We start from the raw sequence: 18,634 nt of genomic DNA, 5'->3' as shown, positions 1-18,634 counted from the left end.
TCTGCATGGTCTTTCGGGTGCATCATGACGATCCATCATATTCGAGGAGGCAGCCGATGAGTATGCTTTCGTTGCAGCAGACGCCGCTGCGTCCGTTCGTCGACGGGCTGGGTGCGCTGCTCGCGTCCGGCGCGAACGAGGCGCGCATCCTTGACGAGGGCGGCGCGCTGCTTGCCGCGCTCGTCGCGCACGACGACTGGCTGCCCGACGCGTTCGCGCAGCCCGATCCCGACCGCTACCGCCAGTACCTGTTGCATCTCGATCCCGACGAGCGGTTTTCCGTCGTCAGCTTCGTGTGGGGGCCTGGCCAGACGACGCCGATCCACAACCACACGGTGTGGGGGCTGATCGGGATGCTGCGCGGCGGCGAGTTTTCGCAGCCGTACCGGTTCGACGCGGCCGGCAAGCCGGTGCCGTCGGGCGATGCGGTGCGGCTGCAGCCGGGCGACGTCGAAGCCGTGTCGCCGCGCATCGGCGACGTTCATCGCGTGACCAACGCGTTCGCCGACCAGGTATCGATCAGCATCCACGTGTACGGCGCGAACATCGGCAAGGTCGAGCGTGCGGTGTTCCTGGAGGACGGCACCGTGAAGCCGTTCGTGTCCGGCTATTCGAACGCTTGACGACGCCAGTCTCGGGCGCCCCGTTGCGAGCGCCTGCCCGCCGGCTCAAGATTCATCCGTTTTCCGTTTGCTTTCTTCACCGACTTCAACAGAATCCGACAGAGACATCGTGACGCAATCCGCTGATTCCACTTCCCGTTTCCCCGTCGCGTCGTACCAGGACGTACGCGCGCGTCTCCTGGCCCGCGACGAGCTCGCGCTGATCGACGTGCGCGAGGAAGATCCCTACGCGCAGGGGCATCCGCTGTGGGCCGCCAACTTTCCGCTGTCGAAACTCGAACTCGACGCATGGACGCGCATTCCGCGCCGCGACACGCCGATCGTCGTGTTCGGCGAAGCCGGCGGCGAGGATCTCGCGCCGCGCGCGGCCGCGAAGCTCGCGCAGCTCGGCTATACCGACGTGCGGCTGCTCGACGGCGGCCTCGCGGGCTGGCTCGCCGCGGGCGGCGAACTGTTCATCGACGTGAACGTGCCGAGCAAGTCGTTCGGCGAATGGGTCGAGGCCGAGCGCCATACGCCGTCGTTGTCCGCGCAGGAAGTGCAGGCGCTGATCGACGCGAAGGCCGACGTCGTGATCGTCGACGCGCGCCGCTTCGACGAATACCAGACGATGAACATCCCGACGTCGACCAGCGTGCCGGGTGCGGAACTCGTGCTGCGCGTGCGCGCGCTCGCGCCGAATCCGGAAACCCGGGTGGTGGTGAACTGCGCGGGCCGCACGCGCAGCATCATCGGCACGCAGTCGCTCGTCAACGCGGGGCTGCCGAACCCGGTCGCGGCACTGCGCAACGGCACGATCGGCTGGACGCTCGCCGGCCAGACGCTCGAGCACGGCGCCGCGCGCCGATTTCCGGACGACATCGACGCGGAGCAGCGCGCCGACGCGCGTCAGGCCGCGCGCGCGGTGGCCGAGCGCGCCGGCGTGCCGCGCATCGCGCTCGCGGACGTCGCCGCGCTCGACGAACCGGGTCGCACGCAGTACCGCTTCGACGTGCGCACGCCGGAGGAATACGAGGCCGGCCATCTGCCGGGCTTCCTGAGCACGCCGGGCGGCCAGCTCGTGCAGGAGACCGACCACCATGCGGCCGTGCGCGGCGCGCGGATCGTGCTCGCCGACGACGACGGCGTGCGCGCGGACATGACCGCGTCGTGGCTCGCGCAGATGGGCTGGGACGTGCGCGTCGTCGAACCGGACGGCACGGCAGCGTTCTCCGAGCGCGGCCAGCCGCCGCGCGACGTGCCGGCGACGCCGCAGGTGACGGAGGTGTCGCCCGCGACGCTTGCGGGCTGGCTGAAGGAGGCGGGCGCGGGCGAGATCGCGATCGTCGACGTGACGACCAGCGCGAACTACGTGAAGCGCCATATCCCCGGTGCATGGTTCGTCGTGCGCGCGCAGTTGCGCGACGCGCTCGCCGCGATCCCGCCGGCGAAGCGCTACGTGTTCACGTGCGGATCGAGCCTGCTCGCACGGTTCGCGGCGGACGACGCGCGCGCGTTGCTGCCGGCTTCCGCGGCAATTTCGGTGCTGACCGGCGGCACGGCCGCATGGATCGATGCGGGGCTGCCGCTCGAGCACGGCGAGACTCACCTGGCGTCGCCGCGCGTCGACCGCTACCGGCGCCCGTACGAAGGCACCGACAACGCGGCCGCGGCGATGCAGGCGTATCTCGACTGGGAATACGGGCTGGTCGACCAGCTGAAGCGGGACGGCACGCACCACTTCCGCGTGATCTGACCACGGCGCGGCGACCGGCGTGCGGCACGGCGTGCGCCGCGCCCGGTTGCCGCCCGCGGGTTCAGCGGCTCGTCGCGTTCGGCGGGGTCAGCGCTTGAACGTATCGACGGCCGTGCGGCCGACGGCCGGATCGTCGGTGAAGAAGCCGTCGATGCCCGCACGCAGGTACGCCTGGATCTCGCGCACCGAGCCCGCGGTGTTGCGCGCGGCCGGCGTGCCGCCGTCCTTCAGCGACGCGGGCAGGAAGTTGTTCTCCGGCCGGAACGTGTACGGATGCACGACGAGGCCGGCCTCGTGCGCGTAGCGCACGTAGGGCGTCGGCTGCTGCAGCGTGCCGTCCGCGCCCACCGCGATGATCGATGTCTTGTACGGCCCGACGCCGTTCGCATAGGACGCGATCTCGCGCATCCCGTCGCGCGTCGACAGGTCGCCATAGGTGCGCTTGTCGTTCGCCTTCACGAAGTCGTACGGACGCTGGCCGGCTTCGTCCATCAACTGCACGAGCTTCCAGTTCGGCTGGCTCGACTTGATCCGGTTGCGGATCGTCTTCAGGTTCGCCACCTCGAACGACTGGATGTAGACGGTCGCCGTGCGCGCCGTGTACGGATCCTTCAGCAGCGCGTCGACGAGACGGTCCTCGAGCGGCAGGCCGATCGACTGGAAGTACGTCGGGTGCTTGGTTTCCGGATACAGGTGAATCGTGCGGCCGGTCTGCGCGGACATCTGTTTCGCGAGCGCGACGATCTCGTCGAAGGTCGGAATCTCGAACTGGTCGTTGTACGCGGTGTTCGCCGGGCGGACCTGCGGAATGCGCTCGCGGGCACGCAGCGTCTTCAGCTCGGCGAGCGTGAAGTCCTCGGTAAACCAGCCGGTCAGCTGCGCGCCGTCGATCGTCCTCGTCGCCTTGCGGCTCGCGAACTGCGGCAGCGTCGACACGTTCGTCGTGCCGGAGATCTCGTTCTCGTGGCGCGCGACGAGAACGCCGTCGCGGGTCGCGACGAGATCAGGCTCGATCACGTCCGCGCCGTCCTCGATCGCCTTGCGGTACGACGCGAGCGTGTGCTCGGGGCGCAGCGCGCTCGCGCCGCGATGGCCGACCACCTGGACTTTCGCGGAGATCGGCTGCGTGGGATCGGACGCCGAGACGTCGTCGCCGCCGCAGGCGGCAAGCAGGAGGGCGGTGGCATAGGCGAACGGGATGCAGCGCAGGGCGGTCGGGCGCGTGAAGAGCATGTCGGCGAACCTTCGAAACGGAAGTCGGTGAAAGGGCGGTCGTTCCGGCGGCGCGGCCTGTCGTGCCGGGCCGAGGGGGATCGAACGGGACGCGATCGTCGCACCCGATAATTACATATGTATTACTTTCGCCTTTCTTTTTTGTCGTTGCATCCGGCGCGCGGGAAGATCGGAAAGCGCAACCGTGCGCGCGGCGCGCTCCGCCGTCGCCGGGAGCGGGCGCGCCGGATGCACTAAACTTGCGGGACTTTTGCATCGCCGCGCCGGGCCGACGCCCGCCCGAGCACGACGATGCGGCGACTCGCGGCCGGCGCGGGCGCCCGGCGCCCGTGTGCGTCCGGGGCCCGCGCCGGCCGATTTTCACCGACCCATGACGACTCATACCGATCCCGCCTACCTGCTCGGCGACCTGCTGAAGAACGTTTCCCGCTCCTTCTACCTGACGCTGCGCGTGCTGCCCGATGGCATGCGCGAACCGGTCGGCCTGGCCTACCTGCTCGCGCGTGCGGCCGACACGATCGCCGACACGGCGCTCGTCGCGCCCGATCGCCGCGCGGCGCTGCTGACCGACCTGCGCGACGAGATCGAGCGGCTCGGCGACGGCGCGGTGCTGTCGCGCTCGCTCGAGGAGGTGACGCGGATGCAGACGGATTCGCACGAGCACGTGCTACTCGGCTCGATGGAGCCGATGCTCGCGTTGCTGCGCGCGCAGCCGGACGCGGACCGCGCTTCGATCCGCAAGGTCGTCGCGACGCTGACGTCGGGGATGGAATTCGACCTGCGCACGTTCCCCGACGAGCAGTCGGGGCAGGTCGCGTCGTTGCCGAACCGCGACATGCTCGATCGCTACACGTATCTGGTCGCCGGCTGCGTCGGCGAGTTCTGGACCGACATGACCGGCGCGCACACGCGGGCCGCGCGCGGCTGGGACCTTGCGGACATGCGCGAGAAGGGCATCCGTTTCGGCAAGGCGCTGCAGATGACCAACATCCTGCGCGACTGCGCGAAGGACCTGCGGATCGGCCGCTGCTACCTGCCGGACGACGTGCTGGCCGCGCACCGCGTGGGCGTCGCCGACCTGATGTCGCCCGACGCGTCGGCGCGCGCGCGCGGCGTGCTGGTCGACCTGCTGCGCGTGGCGCTCGATCAGTATCGCGACGCGTGCCGGTACACGCTGGCGATTCCGCGCCGCTTCGTGCGTCTGCGGCTCGCGTGCCTGTGGCCGATCATGATCGGCCTCGAAACGCTCGAACTGCTGGCCGGCCACGATGCGTGGCTCGATCCGGCGCGGCCGGCGAAGGTGCCGCGCAAGCGGATCTACCGGATCATGGCGTCGTCGCTCGCGCTCGTCGGTTCGAACGCGGCGATCCGTGCGCGGATGAACGCGCTCGTCGACGCGGTGAACGCGCGAATCGTGTAGCCGTCCGCGCACTGAATCGCACTGAACGATGCCGGCGCGACAGGCGCAGGCATCGCCCCTCGGCCCGCGTTCGCCGGGCCGCTCCCGCCCTGTCTCCCGTACATGGACTGAAACGTTTTCACGATTTCGCTTACCGAAACGTGGGTGTCATGAATGTCAGCGATCCTGCGCGGCGGTGTGAATCGCGGCATCGGCCACGGTTACGCATTTGTAAGAACATAGTTGCCGAAGGCGTCTGACGACATCGGTCGGTTTCGATGCACCAGTAAAAATGTAAAGCTAGGGTTTTCACTGGGAAATGCCGGAGAGGCCCGCTGCGTAAGCGTTTTAAGGTGTTATGTAACCGTTTGGTGAACCCGTGCGTTGCGTCGATCATACGATGACCGACTGCGCATATTGGGAAACGATTGGTAATCCGTCAGAATCGCCCCGGCATGTACTCGCACATGTGTCAGTCATAAAACCACACCAGAAAAGAAATCATTCTTTGAGGACGGAGAATCAATGAAAAAGCGCGTCGCTTTCGCCATGACGGCAGCGGGTCTCGCAGCCGCTACCGCAGCCCACGCCCAGAGCAGCGTGACCCTGTACGGTATCGTCGATAACGCTATCGCCTACCAGAACAACTCGTCGGCAACCGGCGCGACCACGGGTGGTCACTCGAAGGTGCAGATGGCTACCGGCATTTGGGCAGGCAGCCGCTTCGGCCTGAAGGGCAGCGAAGACCTCGGCGGCGGCACGAAGGCGATTTTCCAGCTGGAAGCCGGCTTCAACGCGAACAACGGCACGTCGCAATGGACGAACGGCATCTTCACGCGTCAGGCGTGGGTCGGTATGACGAACCCGACGTACGGTACGCTGACGGCCGGCCGCCAGTACACCGCGTACTACACGCTGCTGTCGCCGTATAGCCCGACGACCTGGCTGACCGGCTACTACGGCGCGCACCCGGGCGATATCGACTCGCTGGATACCAGCTACCGCGCGAACAACTCGCTCGTCTACATGTCGCCGAAGTTCTACGGCTTCACGGTCGGCGGTTCGTACTCCTTCGGCGGCGTCGCTGGCAGCGTGAACCGCGGCTCGACGTGGAGCGCGGCGATCCAGTACCTGAACGGCCCGGCAGGCATCGCAGTCGGCTACCAGCGCATCAACAACTCGACGCTCGGCGGCGGTGTGTGGGGCGCGAATTCGACCGCGCAGAACGGTCTCGACACGAGCGGCAACGGTGCGGAACAGGCTGTGTCGTCGATCAACAACGGCTACAAGACGGCACAGGCGCAACAGCGCGTCGCCGTGACGGCCGGTTACCAGTTCTCGCCGTCGTGGGACATTTCGGCGTCGTACTCGAACGTTCAGTACATCCCGGGCGTGGGCTCGTCGTTCCGCAACACGGCGATCTTCAACACGGCGGGCGCCGTGCTGCACTGGAAGGCATCGGCACAATGGGACTTCGCGGCAGGCTACGCGTACACGCGTGCGACCGAATCGAACGGCATCTCGAGCTCGGCCAAGTACCATCAGGTCACGCTGTCGCAGTACTACAGCCTGTCGAAGCGCACGGGCCTGTACGCGGTTGAGGCTTACCAGCACGCGAGCGGCAACACGCTCAACGGCAGCTCCGTCATCGCAGCAACGACGTCGATCGGCGACGGCGTGGGCGCAGGTTCGAAGCAGAACCAGATCGCTGCCGGCGTCGGCCTGATCCACCGCTTCTGATGTCGCGCGGCGCGCGAGCGCCGCTCACGGCATGCGGTATGAAAAAACCGGCCTTCGGGCCGGTTTTTTTTCGTCGGTGCGCGCCGCGCCGGTACCGCTGCCGGTCAGGCAGCGTCCGACGTGTGCCCGCGCCATCCTGCCGGTCATCGGGGCGAATCGTCCGTCCAGGTCCCCGCCAGCGCCTGGAACAACGCTGCCGTATCGGCAAGCCGGTCGGCCTGCGCGCGCGTGCGCTCGAGCGCGGTCTGCAGTGCCTGCCGCTGTGCGTCGAGCAATGCGAACGTGCTGATCCCGCCTGCCGCGTAACGGTCGCCGGCAATCGCATTGCCCGCGGCCGCTTCCCGTGCGGCCGTGTCTCGCGCTTCCAGTTCCGTCGCATCGTGTTCGACCGCGCGCATCGCATCGGCGACCTGCTGGAGCGCCAGCAGCACGGTTTCCCGATAGCTTGCAAACGCCGCGTCGTACGCAGCTTCGGCCGCGCGCTTCCTCGCGCGCAGCTCGCCGCCATGAAAGAGCGGCTGCGTCAGGCCGAGGCCGGCGTTCCATACATTGAGCCCGCTCACGATATCCGCGATGCGCGTGCGTTCCGAACTGATCCCCGCTGAAATCGAAAAACGCGGATAGAGGTTCGCGGTCGCCACGCCGACGTTCGCGCTCGCCTGGTGCAGCACGGCCTCCGCCGCGCGGATATCGGGCCGTTCGCGCGCGAGCGTCGACGGCAGCGCGACCGGCAGCGTGCGCGGCAGCGCGAGCGCGTCGAGCGCGAGGTCGGGCAGCGCGGCGCCGGACGGCGGCGCGCCCATCAGGATCGCGAGCCGGTGGCCGGCCTGCGCGAAACGGGCCGCGAGCGGCGGCAGCGAGGCCTGCGTCTGCGCGAGCAGCGTGCGCTGCGCATGCACGTCGGCCCGCGATATGCCGCCCGCCGTGAAGCGCGCGTCGACGATGCGCAACTGCCGCGCCTGCGCGTCGACGAGCTGCCGCGTGAGCGCGATCTGCCGCGCGAGCGATGCGCGCAGGATCGCGGTCGCGACGACGTTGCCCGCGAGCGTCAGGCGCGCGGCATCGAGCGTGTAGGCCTGATAGTCGACCTGGGCGCGCAGCGCCTCGAGCGCGCGCCGGTTGCCGCCGAACACGTCGAGCGCGTACGACACGCTCACCGACGCGTCGTACAGCGTGAACGGCCCGGGGGTCGGCACGTTGGCAGGCAGCCCGAACGCGGCGATGTCGACCTTCTTGCGTGTGGCGGACAGGTTCGCGTCGACGCTCGGCAGCATCGTCGCGCCGGCTTCGGCCGCATGGTTCTGCCGCGCTTCGTCGAGCCGCGCGCGGGCCTCGGCAAGCGTCGGGCTGTTTTGCCATGCGGTATCGACGAGCCGGTTCAGCGGCTCCGAATCGAACCGGGTCCACCAGCGTTGCAGCGTGTGCGCGGACGACGCGAACGTCTGCGCGTCGCCGGCCGGGCCGCCGGCCGCCGCCGTTGCCGCGGGCGCTTCATCACGCGTATAGCGCTGCGTGGCCGGCGCGTCGGGCGTGTGGAAATCCGGCCCGACCGTGCATCCGGCGACGAGCAGCACGACGGCTGCCCATGCGCTGCCGCGGGCGGTGTATGGGGCGCGACGCGAAGCCGGTTGCATGGCGCGGCCCCTAGTCGAGCGTGCGCCGGTAGAAGCGCAGCGCGACGCCCATCACGACGAGCGTGAACAGCGCGACCGGCCATACGGACGGCCACAGGTCGGCCCAGCTGTTGCCTTTCAGCAGGATGCCGCGCACGAGGCGGTTGAAGTACGTGAGCGGCAGCAGGTTGCCAATGAACTGCGCCCACTTCGGCATCCCGGCGAACGGAAACATGAAGCCCGACAGCAGGATGTTCGGCAGGAAGTAGAACACCGCGAGCTGCATCGACTGCAGCTGGTTCTGCGCGAGCGACGACAGCGTGATGCCGACCGTCAGGTTCGCGGCGATGAACAGCAGCGCGGACAGGTAGATCGCGAACATGCCGCCGACGAACGGCACGTGGAACACGTAGCGCGCGGCCACGAGGATGATCGACACCTGGATCAGCCCGATGAACACGTACGGGACGATCTTGCCCGTCATCACTTCCAGCGGCCGCACGGGTGTCGCCAGCAGGTTCTCCATCGTGCCGCGCTCGCGTTCGCGCGTGATCGCGAGGCCGGTCATCATCACCATCGTCATCGTCAGGATCACGCCCATCAGGCCCGGCACGACGTTGTACTGCGTGATGCCTTCAGGGTTGTACAGGCGGTGCAGCACGACGTCGAACGCGGCCGGGCGGCCGTTCAGGTGCGCGAGCGGGCCCGTCAGGTCCTTGTCGGCGACGGGCTTCACGAGACCCGGCAGCGCGCCGATCGCCGACGCGGTCGCGACGGGATCGGTCGCGTCCGCTTCGACGAGCAGCGACGGGCGCTCGCCGCGCAGCAGCCGCTTCGAGAATTCGGCCGGCACGCTCAGCACGAACTGCACGTCGCCGCGTGCGAGCGCATGCCGGCCGGCCGCTTCGTCGGGCAGCGTCGCGACGATGTCGAAGTACGCGGAATTGCGCATCGCGGCGATGAAGCTGCGCGCGAACGGGCTCGAGTCGGCGACGATCACCGCGGTCGGCAGATGCTTCGGATCGGTGTTGATCGCGAAGCCGAACAGCGCGAGCTGGATGATCGGCACGCCGACGATCATCGCGAACGTCACGCGGTCGCGGCGCAGCTGCAGGAATTCCTTCATCACGATGCTCCACCAGCGCGCGACCGAGAACGATTCGCGCAGGCCCGTCCATGTGCTCATGTCGCCGCTCCGCCAGGCGGCCCGGACGCGCGGCCCATCATATAGATGAAGACGTCCTCGAGCCCTGTGTCGATTGGCGCGACCTGCAGCGGTGCCTGGCCGTCCTTTTGCGCGTCGGCCTGCGCCGCGACCTGCGCGAGCGTCGCGTCGAGCCGCGCGCGATCGCGGCCGCTCACGTGCAGCACCGAGCCGAACACGACCGTCTGGTCGACGCCCGGCATCGTGCGCAGCCGCGCGGACAGTTCCGCAAGATGCCCGCCGGTGACCGTGCGCGTCGACAGATGCTGCGACGCGACGATCTCCGCCGACGTGCCCTGCGCGAGCAGTTCGCCGGAGGCGATGTACGCGAGCTTGTGGCAGCGTTCGGCTTCGTCCATGTAGTGCGTGCTGACGAGCACGGCAATCCCTTGCGCGGCCAGCCGGTGCAGTTCTTCCCAGAAGTCGCGGCGCGCGGCCGGATCGACGCCGGCGGTCGGTTCGTCGAGCAGTAGCAGCTCCGGCTCGTGCAGCATGCACGCGGCGAGCGCGAGGCGCTGTTTCCAGCCGCCGGACAGCGCGCCCGTGAGCTGGTCCGCGCGGCTCGCGAGACCGAGCCCGTCGAGCGCACGCGCGACGGTCGCCTTGCGGTCGCGCATCCCGTACACGCGCGCGACGAAATCGAGGTTTTCGCGGATCGACAGGTCTTCCCAGTACGAGAAGCGCTGCGTCATGTAGCCGACGCGCCGCTTGATCTGCGCGCTATCGCGCACGATGTCGTAGCCGAGGCAGGTGCCGCTGCCCGAGTCGGGGGTGAGCAGGCCGCACATCATGCGGATCGACGTCGTCTTGCCGCTGCCGTTCGGCCCGAGAAAGCCGAAGATCTCCCCGCGCGCGACGCGCAGCGAGACGTCCTTCACGACGTGCTTGTCGCCGAAGCGCTTGTTCAGGCGGTCGACGTCGATCGCATACTGGGCGGGCGGCGCGTTCATCGCATCCTCACCGCGATGGGCTGGCCCGGATGCAGCTTCGGCGCGTCGGCGACGGCTGGGCGCGCCTCGACCATGAACACGAGCTTGGTCCGGCTCTCGTTGCTATAGATCACGGGCGGCGTGTACTCGGCCTCGCGCGACACGTAGGTGACGCGCGCCGGCACGTCGGCCGCGCAGCCGTCGCAATGAATCGCGACCGCGCGCCCGGGGGCGATCGATGCGACGGCGGCCTCCGGCACGAAGAAGCGCACCTTCAGGTTCTGCGGCGGCAGCATCTGCACGACCGGATTGCCGGCCTGCACCCATTCGCCGACGCGGTACAGCGTGTCGTACACGCGCCCGGCGGCGGGCGCGGCGACGCGCTTCTGGTCGAGCTTCCATTGCGCTTCGGTGACGGCCGCCTGCGCGGCATCGATCTGCGCGGCCTGGGCGGCCACCTGCTGCGCGCGGCCCGGCAGGCGCGCGACGTCGACCTGGTTCTGCAACTCGCGCACCTGCGCGGCGGTGGTCTGCGCGGACGTGCGCGAATCGTCGAGCTGCTGTTTCGACAGGCCGCCGGCCGCGTACTGGCGTTCGTCACGCGCGCGTTGCGCGGCGGCCCGCGCGGCCTGTGCCGTGGCCTGCGCGAGCTGTGCGCGCGTGACCGCGACTTCCGGCGGGCGCTTGCCGGTCTGCAGGTCGGCGAGCTGCGCGCGGGCGGCCGCGAGTTGATGTTGCGCCTGTTGCAGCGCGGCCGTTTCGTTGACGGCTTCGAGCGAGAACACCGACGTACCGGCCGCGACGGCCTGGCCGCGTTCGACCGACAGTTGCGTCAGCGTGCCCGCCTGCGACGACGACAGGTACACGAATTCGCCTTCGACATAGCCCTGATAGGTCGCGACGTCGTCAGCGTGCCGCCCGCAACCGGCGAGCAGCGCGGCGGTGGCCAGCGCGAGCGGCAGCGGGCGGGCCGCGTTCACGACGGCCTCCGTCGCGCCGGCGCATCGGCATCCGGCCCGACGGCGGGCGGCTGCATGCCGGAGCCGAGCAGCGCGCGGACGTGGCGATGCAGCACGTCGCGATCGATCGGCGGCTGGCCGCGCACGCTCTGCCACAGCTTCGCGGTGGCGAGCGGCAGCATCACGAGCGCGATGATCGAATGGAACAGGAATGCGGGCTCGAGCGCGGGGTTCAGCGTGCCGGCCTGCTGCGCGGCGCGGATGCGCTCGGCGAAACGCCCGACATGCTCGAGCGGAATGCGCCTGGCCATCCGCTCGCGCAGCAGGCCGCCTTCATGGACGATCTCGCGCAGCCAGATCGACGGCAGCCAGGGCATGCGATGCGTGACGTCGAAGAAGCGGTCGACGAGTTCAGTGACGAGCGCGAACGGATCGTTCTCGATGTGCGGCGCGGTCGGCCGCCACACGAACGCGATGACTTGCGCGAGCCGCTCCTCGACGATCGCGTCGAGCAGTTGCTCGCGATTCGTGAAGTAGTAGTGGACCATCGCCGACGTGACGCCGGCGGCCGCGGCGATCTGCGCGACCGTCGTCGCGGCGATGCCGCGCTCCGCGAACAACTGCATCGCGACGTCGAGCATGTGGTCGCGCAAGTCGAAATCGTCCACCGACGGGCGGCGCCCGCGCGGCCTGGCGACGGTGGATTTCGCATTCATGAAATCGACGCTAATTGATGAGTTAGTTAATTTCAAGGAAGGTTTTTCGCCCGCGTTGATCGCGATCAGGGGAGCGTCGAATGGCGGTGCGGACGAGCCGGGCGGCGGCGCGGCGAAGGGCCGTGTGCCGGCGGCGGAATGTAGGGAGCGGCTAATGGGGAAGCGGCGGGGAAGCGGCGGGGGAAACGGCGGAGCGGACGCGGCTGGAACCGGTGAGGCTGCCGCGCGGCACGGGCCGGGCAGCCGGCCGTGCAGCACGGGTGCGTGCCCGACACGGCACGCACCCCTGAAACGTCGTCACTGATCGATCGGCGACTTCAGCGGCGCGTGCTCGCCCGTCAGCCCGAACACGACGAGTTGCGCGGGTTCGGTCGCGCTCGCATTGCGCGACACCAGGTGGCGCGAACTGGGCGCCTCGTACCAGCCTTCGCCGGCGCGATAGCGGCGCACGGGGCCGTCGTTCACCTGCGACAGCACTTCGCCCTTCGACACGACCGCGAACACCGAGCCGAGGTGCTTGTGCGCTTCGGACGCCTGGCCGGGCGCATAGTCGACGGTCGCGACGACGGCGAGCTTGCCGGGCGCTTCGGGCACGGCCTGTTGCATGATCGCGTGCACGTTGTCGCCGGCATCGTGCGCGTGGGCGGCGGCCGGCAGTGCGGCGCCGAGCGCGAGCGACGTGCACAGCATCGCGCGGCGGAGAAGGGCGCTGGAGCGCGTCATCGTCGTCTCCTTACTCGGGCAGCTTGCGGAACGCGATCGCGAAGCGGTTCCACGAGTTGATCGTCGCGATCAGCATCGACAGGTCGAACAGCTCTTCATCGCTGAAATGCGGCTTCACGGCCTCCCAGACGGCATCGGGCACGTGGTTGTCGGCGACCAGCGTCAGCGCTTCGGTCCATTCCAGCGCCGCGCGTTCGCGCTCGGTGAAGAACGGCGTTTCGCGCCAGACGACGACCGTCGCGAGGCGGCGATCGGTCTCGCCGCCCTTGCGCGCATCGGTGGTGTGCATGTCGACGCAGAACGCACAGCCGTTGATCTGCGACGCGCGCAGCCGGACGAGTTCGGCAAGCGGCTTCTCGATCGCGCTTTTCGCGAGGAATTCCTCGGCGTTGCGCATCACCTTGATCGCGTTCGGGCTGGCGGCATAGAAGTTCAGGCGCGGTTGCATGGCAGGTCCTTTTTCGGTTGGGTGCGCTCGGTGGCGCGACAGGACCCACTTTAGGCGTGCCACTGGCCTGCTTGAATGGCCAATTCCGGGAAAATTCAGGTAACCAGTTGCGCGTTGCCGACACTGCCCGAATCCAGCAGCGCGGCCAGCTTGGCGAGCGCGGCGTCGATGCGCAGCGCGTCGATCCCGCCATAGCCGAACAGCAGCCCCGCGCGCGCCGCCGAGCCGACGTGGAACGCCGAGATCCCGTACAGGCCGATGTCGTGCTCGCGCGCCGCGCGGACCAGCGCGGCTTCGTCGAGCCCCGGTTTCAGGTGCGCGGCGAGGTGGATGCCGGCGGTCGGCACGATCGGTTCGAACCACGGCGCGAGGTCGCCGCGCAGATGCGCGAGCAGCATCTTGCGGCGCGCGTCGTAGTGCTTCTGCACGCGCCGCAGGTGACGCGCGAAATCGCCTTCGAGCATGAAGCGCGCGAGCGCCGCCTGCGTCAGCGTGCAGGTATGCCAGTCGACGATCTGCTTCGCCTTGGCGAGCGCGCCGCGCAGCGCGCGCGGCGGAATCGCGTAGCCGATCCGCAGTTCGGGAAAGATCGTCTTCGAGAACGTGCCGACGTACGCGACGAGGCCGGTGCGGTCGAGGCTCTTCAGCGACTCCACCGGCCGGCCTTCGAAGCGGAACTCGCCGTCGTAGTCGTCCTCGATGATCACCGCGCGGCGGCGCTGCGCCCATTCGAGCAGCGCGACGCGCCGGTCCAGCGTCATCGGCATGCCGAGCGGGAACTGGTGCGACGGCGTCACGTAGACGAGGCGCGCGTCGTCGGGCAGCTGCTCGGTGACGAGGCCGTGCGCGTCGACCGGCACGCCGATCACCGTCGCGCCGAGCGACGCGAACGCCGCGCGGGCCGGCGGATAGCCGGGATTCTCGACCGCGACGACGTCGCCCGGCCGCACGACCACGCGCGCGATCAGGTCGAGCGCCTGTTGCGCGCCTTGCGTGACGAGCACGTCGTCCCAGCCGCACGCGACCGCGCGGCTGAACGCGACGTAGCGCGCGATCGCGCCGCGCAACTGCGGATCGCCCGCCGGCTCGTGGTACTGGCCGGGGCCGCGAGCCTGCTGGCGCAACGCGTGATGCAGGCAGCGGCGCCACGCGTCGAACGGGAACAGCGTCTTGTCGGTCACGCCGCCGCGGAAGTCGAAGGCGGGCGAGTCCTGCGGCGCGGGCATCGCGAGCGCGTCGGGCAGGTCGTCCCACAGGGCGCGTGCGTCGACGGCGTGGACAGGCGGCGTGTCCTCGACGAGCGATGGTGTGGAGGCCGCCGCCGCATGCGGCACCCGCGCGAGGCCGTCGGCGACGAACGTGCCGTCGCCCGCGCGCGTGTTCAGGTAACCCTCGGCGACGAGACGCTCGAACGCGTCAAGCGTCGTCTTGCGCGACACGCCGAGCTGCTTCGCGAGATCGCGCGTCGACGGCAGCCGGGCGCCGCCTTCGAGCCGCCCGTCGACGATCGCGGTGCGCAACTGCCGGAAGATTTGCCCGGTGAGGTCGTGACGGCCTTCGATGCGAATCGCGATGTCCATCGCAGTGGTTACCTTGAATGCTCGGATTTGATGTCGATCAGCATACCGGAAGTTCATGGCCGGCCCGGCATCCGCCGCGCACCGGGCACAGCGCCATTCGATTGGACCGCCGCTCGCCGGTGCCTTACGATCCACCACAATCCCCGACCGGAGTGCCCTCATGCTGTCCGAAGACGAACTCGCGCTGCTCGATGCGATCCGCGCCACCGGCAGCCTGTCGCGGGCGGCCGCGCGGCTCGGCAAGGCGCCATCGACCGTGTCGCACGCCGCGCGGCAGCTCGAAACGCGCTTCGACGCGCTGCTGTTCGACCGGCGCGGCTACCGTCTGCAGCTCACGCCGGCCGGCCAGTTGCTGACCGACGAGGCATCGCGCCTTGCGCTGGACGTCGCACGGCTCACGCAGCGCGTGCGGCAGGTCGCGAGCGGCTGGGAGGACCGATTGTGGATCGTCAGCGACGAGGTGCTGGAATTCGATACGCTGCTGCCGGTCGTCCGCGCATTCGATGCGCTCGAGTCGGGCGTGTCGCTGCGTTTCACGCACGAAGTGCTCGGCGGCACCTGGGAAGCGCTGCGCGACGGTCGCGCGGATCTGGTCGTCGGCGCGACCAACGAGCCGCCGGCGATTCCGGGCTTCAAGTGGTTCGAACTCGGCGCGATGGAATGGGTGTTCGCCGTATCGCCGCGCCATCCGCTGGCGTCGGCGGGCGAGCGGCTGACCCGGGACGCGATCGGCGCGCATCGCGCGGTCGTCGTCGCCGATTCGTCGCGGCGGGTCGTCGGTCGCGCATATGGGCTGCTCGGCGGGCAGGCGGTGCTCGCGGTGCCGTCGATGCGCGCGAAGATCCTCGCGCAGCGAGACGGGCTCGGCGTCGGCTGGGTGCCGCGGCGGCGGGTCGCGTCGCTGCTCGCGCGCGGCGAGCTCGTCGAGAAGGAAACGGCCGATCCGCGCGAGCCGAACGTGCTGTATGTCGCATGGCGCGGCGATCGCGACGGCCGTGCCCTGCAATGGTGGCTGGAGCAACTCCGCGAACCGCGGCTCGCGCAGCGCCTGCTCGACGGGATCGACGTGTCGGGCTGAGGGCGCCAGGCGGGCACGCGACGGACGGGCTCAGGCAAACACGTTCGAAGATTTCGAACATGTCTGCCGCGCCGGACGTACGGCAAGGCCGGGCGCCGCGCGCATCCTGTGTTCACGGTCAACTCACCGGTTCAAAGGAGAACATCATGCAACGCTTCGAAGGAAAAACGGTACTCGTCACGGGCGGCAACAGCGGCATCGGCCTGGCGGCGGCACGGGCATTCGCGGCCGAAGGCGCGCGGGTCATCATCACCGGGCGCGACGAGCAGACGCTCGACGCCGCGCGCGAGACGCTCGGCAGCGGCGCGCTCGCGATCCGCAACGAGGCCGGCAGCGTCGCGTCGGCGCGATCGCTGGCGGACGCGATCGCGGCGTCCGGCGCGCGGCTCGACGCCGTGTTCATCAATGCGGGCGTCGCGAAACTCGCGCCGTTCGCGGATAGCGACGAAGCGATGTGGGACCTCGTGTTCAACACCAACGTGAAGGGCGCGTATTTCCAGATCCAGGCGCTGGTGCCGCTGCTGAACCGCGGCGCGTCGATCGTGATCAACGGCTCGATCAACGCGCATATCGGGATGCCGGGTTCGTCCGTGTATGCGGCGAGCAAGGCGGCCGTCAATTCGTTCGCGAAGACGCTGTCGACGGAACTGCTGCCGCACGGCGTGCGGGTGAACGTGGTGAGCCCCGGCCCGGTCCAGACGCCGCTGTACGGCAAGCTCGGCCTCGATGCGGCGACGCTCGACGAGACGGCCGACAAGATCAAGGGGCTGGTTCCGATCGGCCGGTTCGGCACGCCGGATGAAATCGCGTCGACGGTGCTGCACCTGAGCGCGCCCGAGTCCGCATTCATCGTCGGCGCGGAAATCATCGCGTCGGGCGGGATGGGCCTGCTCTGAGCGTGACACCGGCGGGGCTGCATCGCCTGACGTGATGTCGGGTGGCGCAGCCCCGCCGTCGAATCACATTGCTAGCGCGATGCACATGCGTCGCGGGTCTCGTCGGCCCGATCGCGCGCGAGGAGCTGCGTCACCGTCAGTCCCGAGAACGTCGCGCTCCCGTGCTCGGCGAACACGGCGACGCGATCCGCATCGAGCGGCGGAAAGACCAGGTCCGTCAATGCGACGCGGCCGCCGTTCGCGAACACTTCGACCGAACCGCGATCGACGACGATTTCGAGCTGCAGGCGTCCGTGCTCGAGCGGCAGATCGACGATGTGCTCGCGGCTGAACGTGCCGGCGAAATCCGTCGCGCCGGAGCGGGAGCGGTCGAGCGTCAGCGTGCGCTTCGCGGTGTCGTACACGATCCGGGTGCCGATCGCGCCGTCCGCCGAGCCGCGGACGATCAAGCCCGCGCGGGCCGCGCCCTGCGGCGCGATCGTCACCGTGATGCGCTGCGCGACCCCGCGCGTCGCGGCCGACAGTGCGCGCGTGGCGGAGTCGACGCGCAGATCGCCTTCGTGCACGGCGGGCCGCCCGTCGGCCCACGCATCGAACGCAGTGGCCGGTGTCACGACGAGCGTCGGTTCGCCGCCGATCGTCTTCAGCGCAAGTTCGCGCGGCAACGCCGTCGCGCCCCGCCACGGTGCCGTCGGCACTTTCGCCGCGTAGTCCCAGTTGCTCATCCAGGCAATCGCGACCGGGCGCGCGCCCGGCGCGCCGGAGAACGTGCCGGCCGCATAGAAGTCGGCGCCATGATCGACCCAGCGGAATTGCGCGGGATCGGAACCGGCCGGCGCGACGCGATCGGGAACGAACGTGCGGCCGTCGAAGTCGCCGACGAAATACATCGCGCCGGAACCGCCGGCGATCGACCACGGGTTGACGTTGACGATCATCACCCACTTGATGTGTCGCGGATCGTCGTCGACAGGCAGCGGCACGAGGTCGGGCATCTCCCACAGCACACCCGCGTGGGGCACGTCCGGCAGCGTGAAGTCGCTCAGGAACGACCAGTGGGTGAGGTCGTCGGAACGGTAGAGCTTCACGACCTGCGCATCGGCGACGACGGTCGTCATCAGCCAGTAGCGTCCCGGCGCGTACCACGACACCTTCGGGTCGCGGAACTGCTTCGATTCCGGATCGAGCGTGAGCACCGGATTGTGTGCGTAGGGCTGCCACGTCGCGCCGTGGTCGAGGCTGTACGCGAGCGATTGCGCCTGCGTGCCGGGTGCGTGACCGGAACCGGCCTTGTAGACGCTCGTATAAAGCGCGACGAGCGGCGTTTGGCCCGGTGCGCCGAGGCCGGACGTGTTGTGCGTGTCGGCGACGATCGAGCCGGAGAAGATTTCCTCCGTCGCGTTCGCGCGCATCGCGACCGGGTGCTCGCGCCAGTGGACGAGATCGGTGCTGGTCGCATGGCCCCACGACATGTTGCCCCAGTCGTGGCCGAGCGGGTTGTATTGATAGAACAGGTGATAGCGGCCGTTTTCGTAAACGAGGCCGTTCGGATCGTTCATCCAGTTGCGTTGCGGCGTGTAATGCAGCGCGGGTCGCCATTGCGGCGTGCCGCTTGCGGATGGCGCGGCGCAAGTCGCGTGGGCGGTCTGCATGCCGGCCGCGCACGCGAGCAGCAGCCCGGCGATCCGGAAGGAAAAGCGGAAAAACGTCGATCTCATGCGGGGTTCCGTGCTTCGCTGCGCGAAGCGGGAAAAGGGC

16 protein-coding genes are annotated in these 18,634 nt (G+C 69.1%); 6 read left to right on the top strand and 10 right to left on the bottom strand.

Annotation, left to right across the window (positions count from 1 at the left end; all coding sequences use genetic code 11):
* Positions 1-56: 56 nt before the first annotated feature.
* Both DIE23_RS07875 and DIE23_RS07870 read left to right on the top strand, forming a co-directional pair.
* Positions 57-623 (top strand): cysteine dioxygenase, encoded by a 567-nt coding sequence (locus DIE23_RS07875; protein ID WP_124611603.1) that lies wholly within the window; start codon positions 57-59, stop codon positions 621-623.
* A gap of 109 nt (positions 624-732) precedes the next feature.
* Positions 733-2,358, top strand: coding sequence for a rhodanese-related sulfurtransferase (locus DIE23_RS07870; protein ID WP_124611602.1), 1,626 nt, complete (start codon positions 733-735; stop codon positions 2,356-2,358).
* 87 nt (positions 2,359-2,445) lie between these two features.
* On the opposite strand, the gene DIE23_RS07865 is transcribed toward DIE23_RS07870, so the two are convergent.
* Entirely contained in the window at positions 2,446-3,591 is a 1,146-nt protein-coding gene (locus DIE23_RS07865; RefSeq protein WP_124611601.1) for a glycerophosphodiester phosphodiesterase, read from the bottom strand.
* Between the two features lie 370 nt (positions 3,592-3,961).
* Here DIE23_RS07865 and DIE23_RS07860 point away from each other — a divergent pair, with 370 nt between their 5' ends.
* On the top strand, positions 3,962-5,011 hold the full coding sequence (locus tag DIE23_RS07860) for a phytoene/squalene synthase family protein (protein ID WP_124611600.1): 1,050 nt from the start codon (positions 3,962-3,964) through the stop codon (positions 5,009-5,011).
* Between the two features lie 504 nt (positions 5,012-5,515).
* The gene (locus DIE23_RS07855) at positions 5,516-6,730 is read left to right on the top strand and encodes a porin (protein WP_124611599.1); all 1,215 of its coding nucleotides are present in this window, start codon (positions 5,516-5,518) and stop codon (positions 6,728-6,730) included.
* Positions 6,731-6,873: 143 nt separating this feature from the next.
* Here the strand turns inward: DIE23_RS07855 and DIE23_RS07850 are convergent, their stop codons facing one another.
* From DIE23_RS07850 to DIE23_RS07815, 8 genes are all read right to left on the bottom strand, one after another.
* Positions 6,874-8,364: an efflux transporter outer membrane subunit gene (locus DIE23_RS07850; protein ID WP_124611598.1), complete on the bottom strand. Its 1,491-nt coding sequence runs from the start codon at positions 8,362-8,364 to the stop codon at positions 6,874-6,876.
* A gap of 10 nt (positions 8,365-8,374) precedes the next feature.
* Positions 8,375-9,529 (bottom strand): ABC transporter permease, encoded by a 1,155-nt coding sequence (locus tag DIE23_RS07845; protein ID WP_124611597.1) that lies wholly within the window; start codon positions 9,527-9,529, stop codon positions 8,375-8,377.
* Positions 9,526-10,497 (bottom strand): ABC transporter ATP-binding protein, encoded by a 972-nt coding sequence (locus DIE23_RS07840; RefSeq protein ID WP_124611596.1) that lies wholly within the window; start codon positions 10,495-10,497, stop codon positions 9,526-9,528. Before DIE23_RS07840 ends, DIE23_RS07845 begins: the two co-directional genes overlap by 4 nt.
* Complete coding sequence (locus DIE23_RS07835; protein WP_124611595.1) at positions 10,494-11,456, bottom strand: HlyD family secretion protein; 963 nt, start codon at positions 11,454-11,456, stop codon at positions 10,494-10,496. The genes DIE23_RS07840 and DIE23_RS07835 overlap by 4 nt, the downstream gene beginning before the upstream one ends.
* The gene (locus DIE23_RS07830) at positions 11,453-12,151 is read right to left on the bottom strand and encodes a TetR/AcrR family transcriptional regulator (RefSeq protein WP_124611594.1); all 699 of its coding nucleotides are present in this window, start codon (positions 12,149-12,151) and stop codon (positions 11,453-11,455) included. Before DIE23_RS07830 ends, DIE23_RS07835 begins: the two co-directional genes overlap by 4 nt.
* Before the next feature lie 297 nt (positions 12,152-12,448).
* Positions 12,449-12,874 (bottom strand): cupin domain-containing protein, encoded by a 426-nt coding sequence (locus DIE23_RS07825; RefSeq protein ID WP_124611593.1) that lies wholly within the window; start codon positions 12,872-12,874, stop codon positions 12,449-12,451.
* Between the two features lie 10 nt (positions 12,875-12,884).
* Entirely contained in the window at positions 12,885-13,322 is a 438-nt protein-coding gene (locus DIE23_RS07820; protein ID WP_124611592.1) for a carboxymuconolactone decarboxylase family protein, read from the bottom strand.
* Positions 13,323-13,417: 95 nt separating this feature from the next.
* Positions 13,418-14,902 carry a PLP-dependent aminotransferase family protein gene (locus DIE23_RS07815; RefSeq protein ID WP_124611591.1) on the bottom strand — a complete coding sequence of 495 codons (1,485 nt, stop codon included), beginning with the start codon at positions 14,900-14,902 and terminating at the stop codon, positions 13,418-13,420.
* 160 nt (positions 14,903-15,062) lie between these two features.
* Between DIE23_RS07815 and DIE23_RS07810 the strand changes: the two genes are divergently transcribed.
* Both DIE23_RS07810 and DIE23_RS07805 read left to right on the top strand, forming a co-directional pair.
* Complete coding sequence (locus DIE23_RS07810; RefSeq protein WP_124611590.1) at positions 15,063-15,980, top strand: LysR family transcriptional regulator; 918 nt, start codon at positions 15,063-15,065, stop codon at positions 15,978-15,980.
* Between the two features lie 146 nt (positions 15,981-16,126).
* Positions 16,127-16,876 (top strand): SDR family oxidoreductase, encoded by a 750-nt coding sequence (locus tag DIE23_RS07805; RefSeq protein ID WP_124611589.1) that lies wholly within the window; start codon positions 16,127-16,129, stop codon positions 16,874-16,876.
* A 71-nt stretch (positions 16,877-16,947) separates the two neighbouring features.
* Here the strand turns inward: DIE23_RS07805 and DIE23_RS07800 are convergent, their stop codons facing one another.
* Positions 16,948-18,594, bottom strand: a complete 1,647-nt coding sequence (locus DIE23_RS07800) for a glycoside hydrolase family 32 protein (RefSeq protein WP_124611588.1) — start codon at positions 18,592-18,594, stop codon at positions 16,948-16,950.
* Positions 18,595-18,634: the final 40 nt, after the last annotated feature.

The organism is Burkholderia sp. Bp9143 (assembly GCF_003853645.1).
Classification (GTDB): Bacteria; Pseudomonadota; Gammaproteobacteria; order Burkholderiales; family Burkholderiaceae; genus Burkholderia.
The sequence above is the reverse complement of the archived record's forward strand: the minus strand, read 5'-3'. Positions and strand labels throughout refer to the sequence as shown.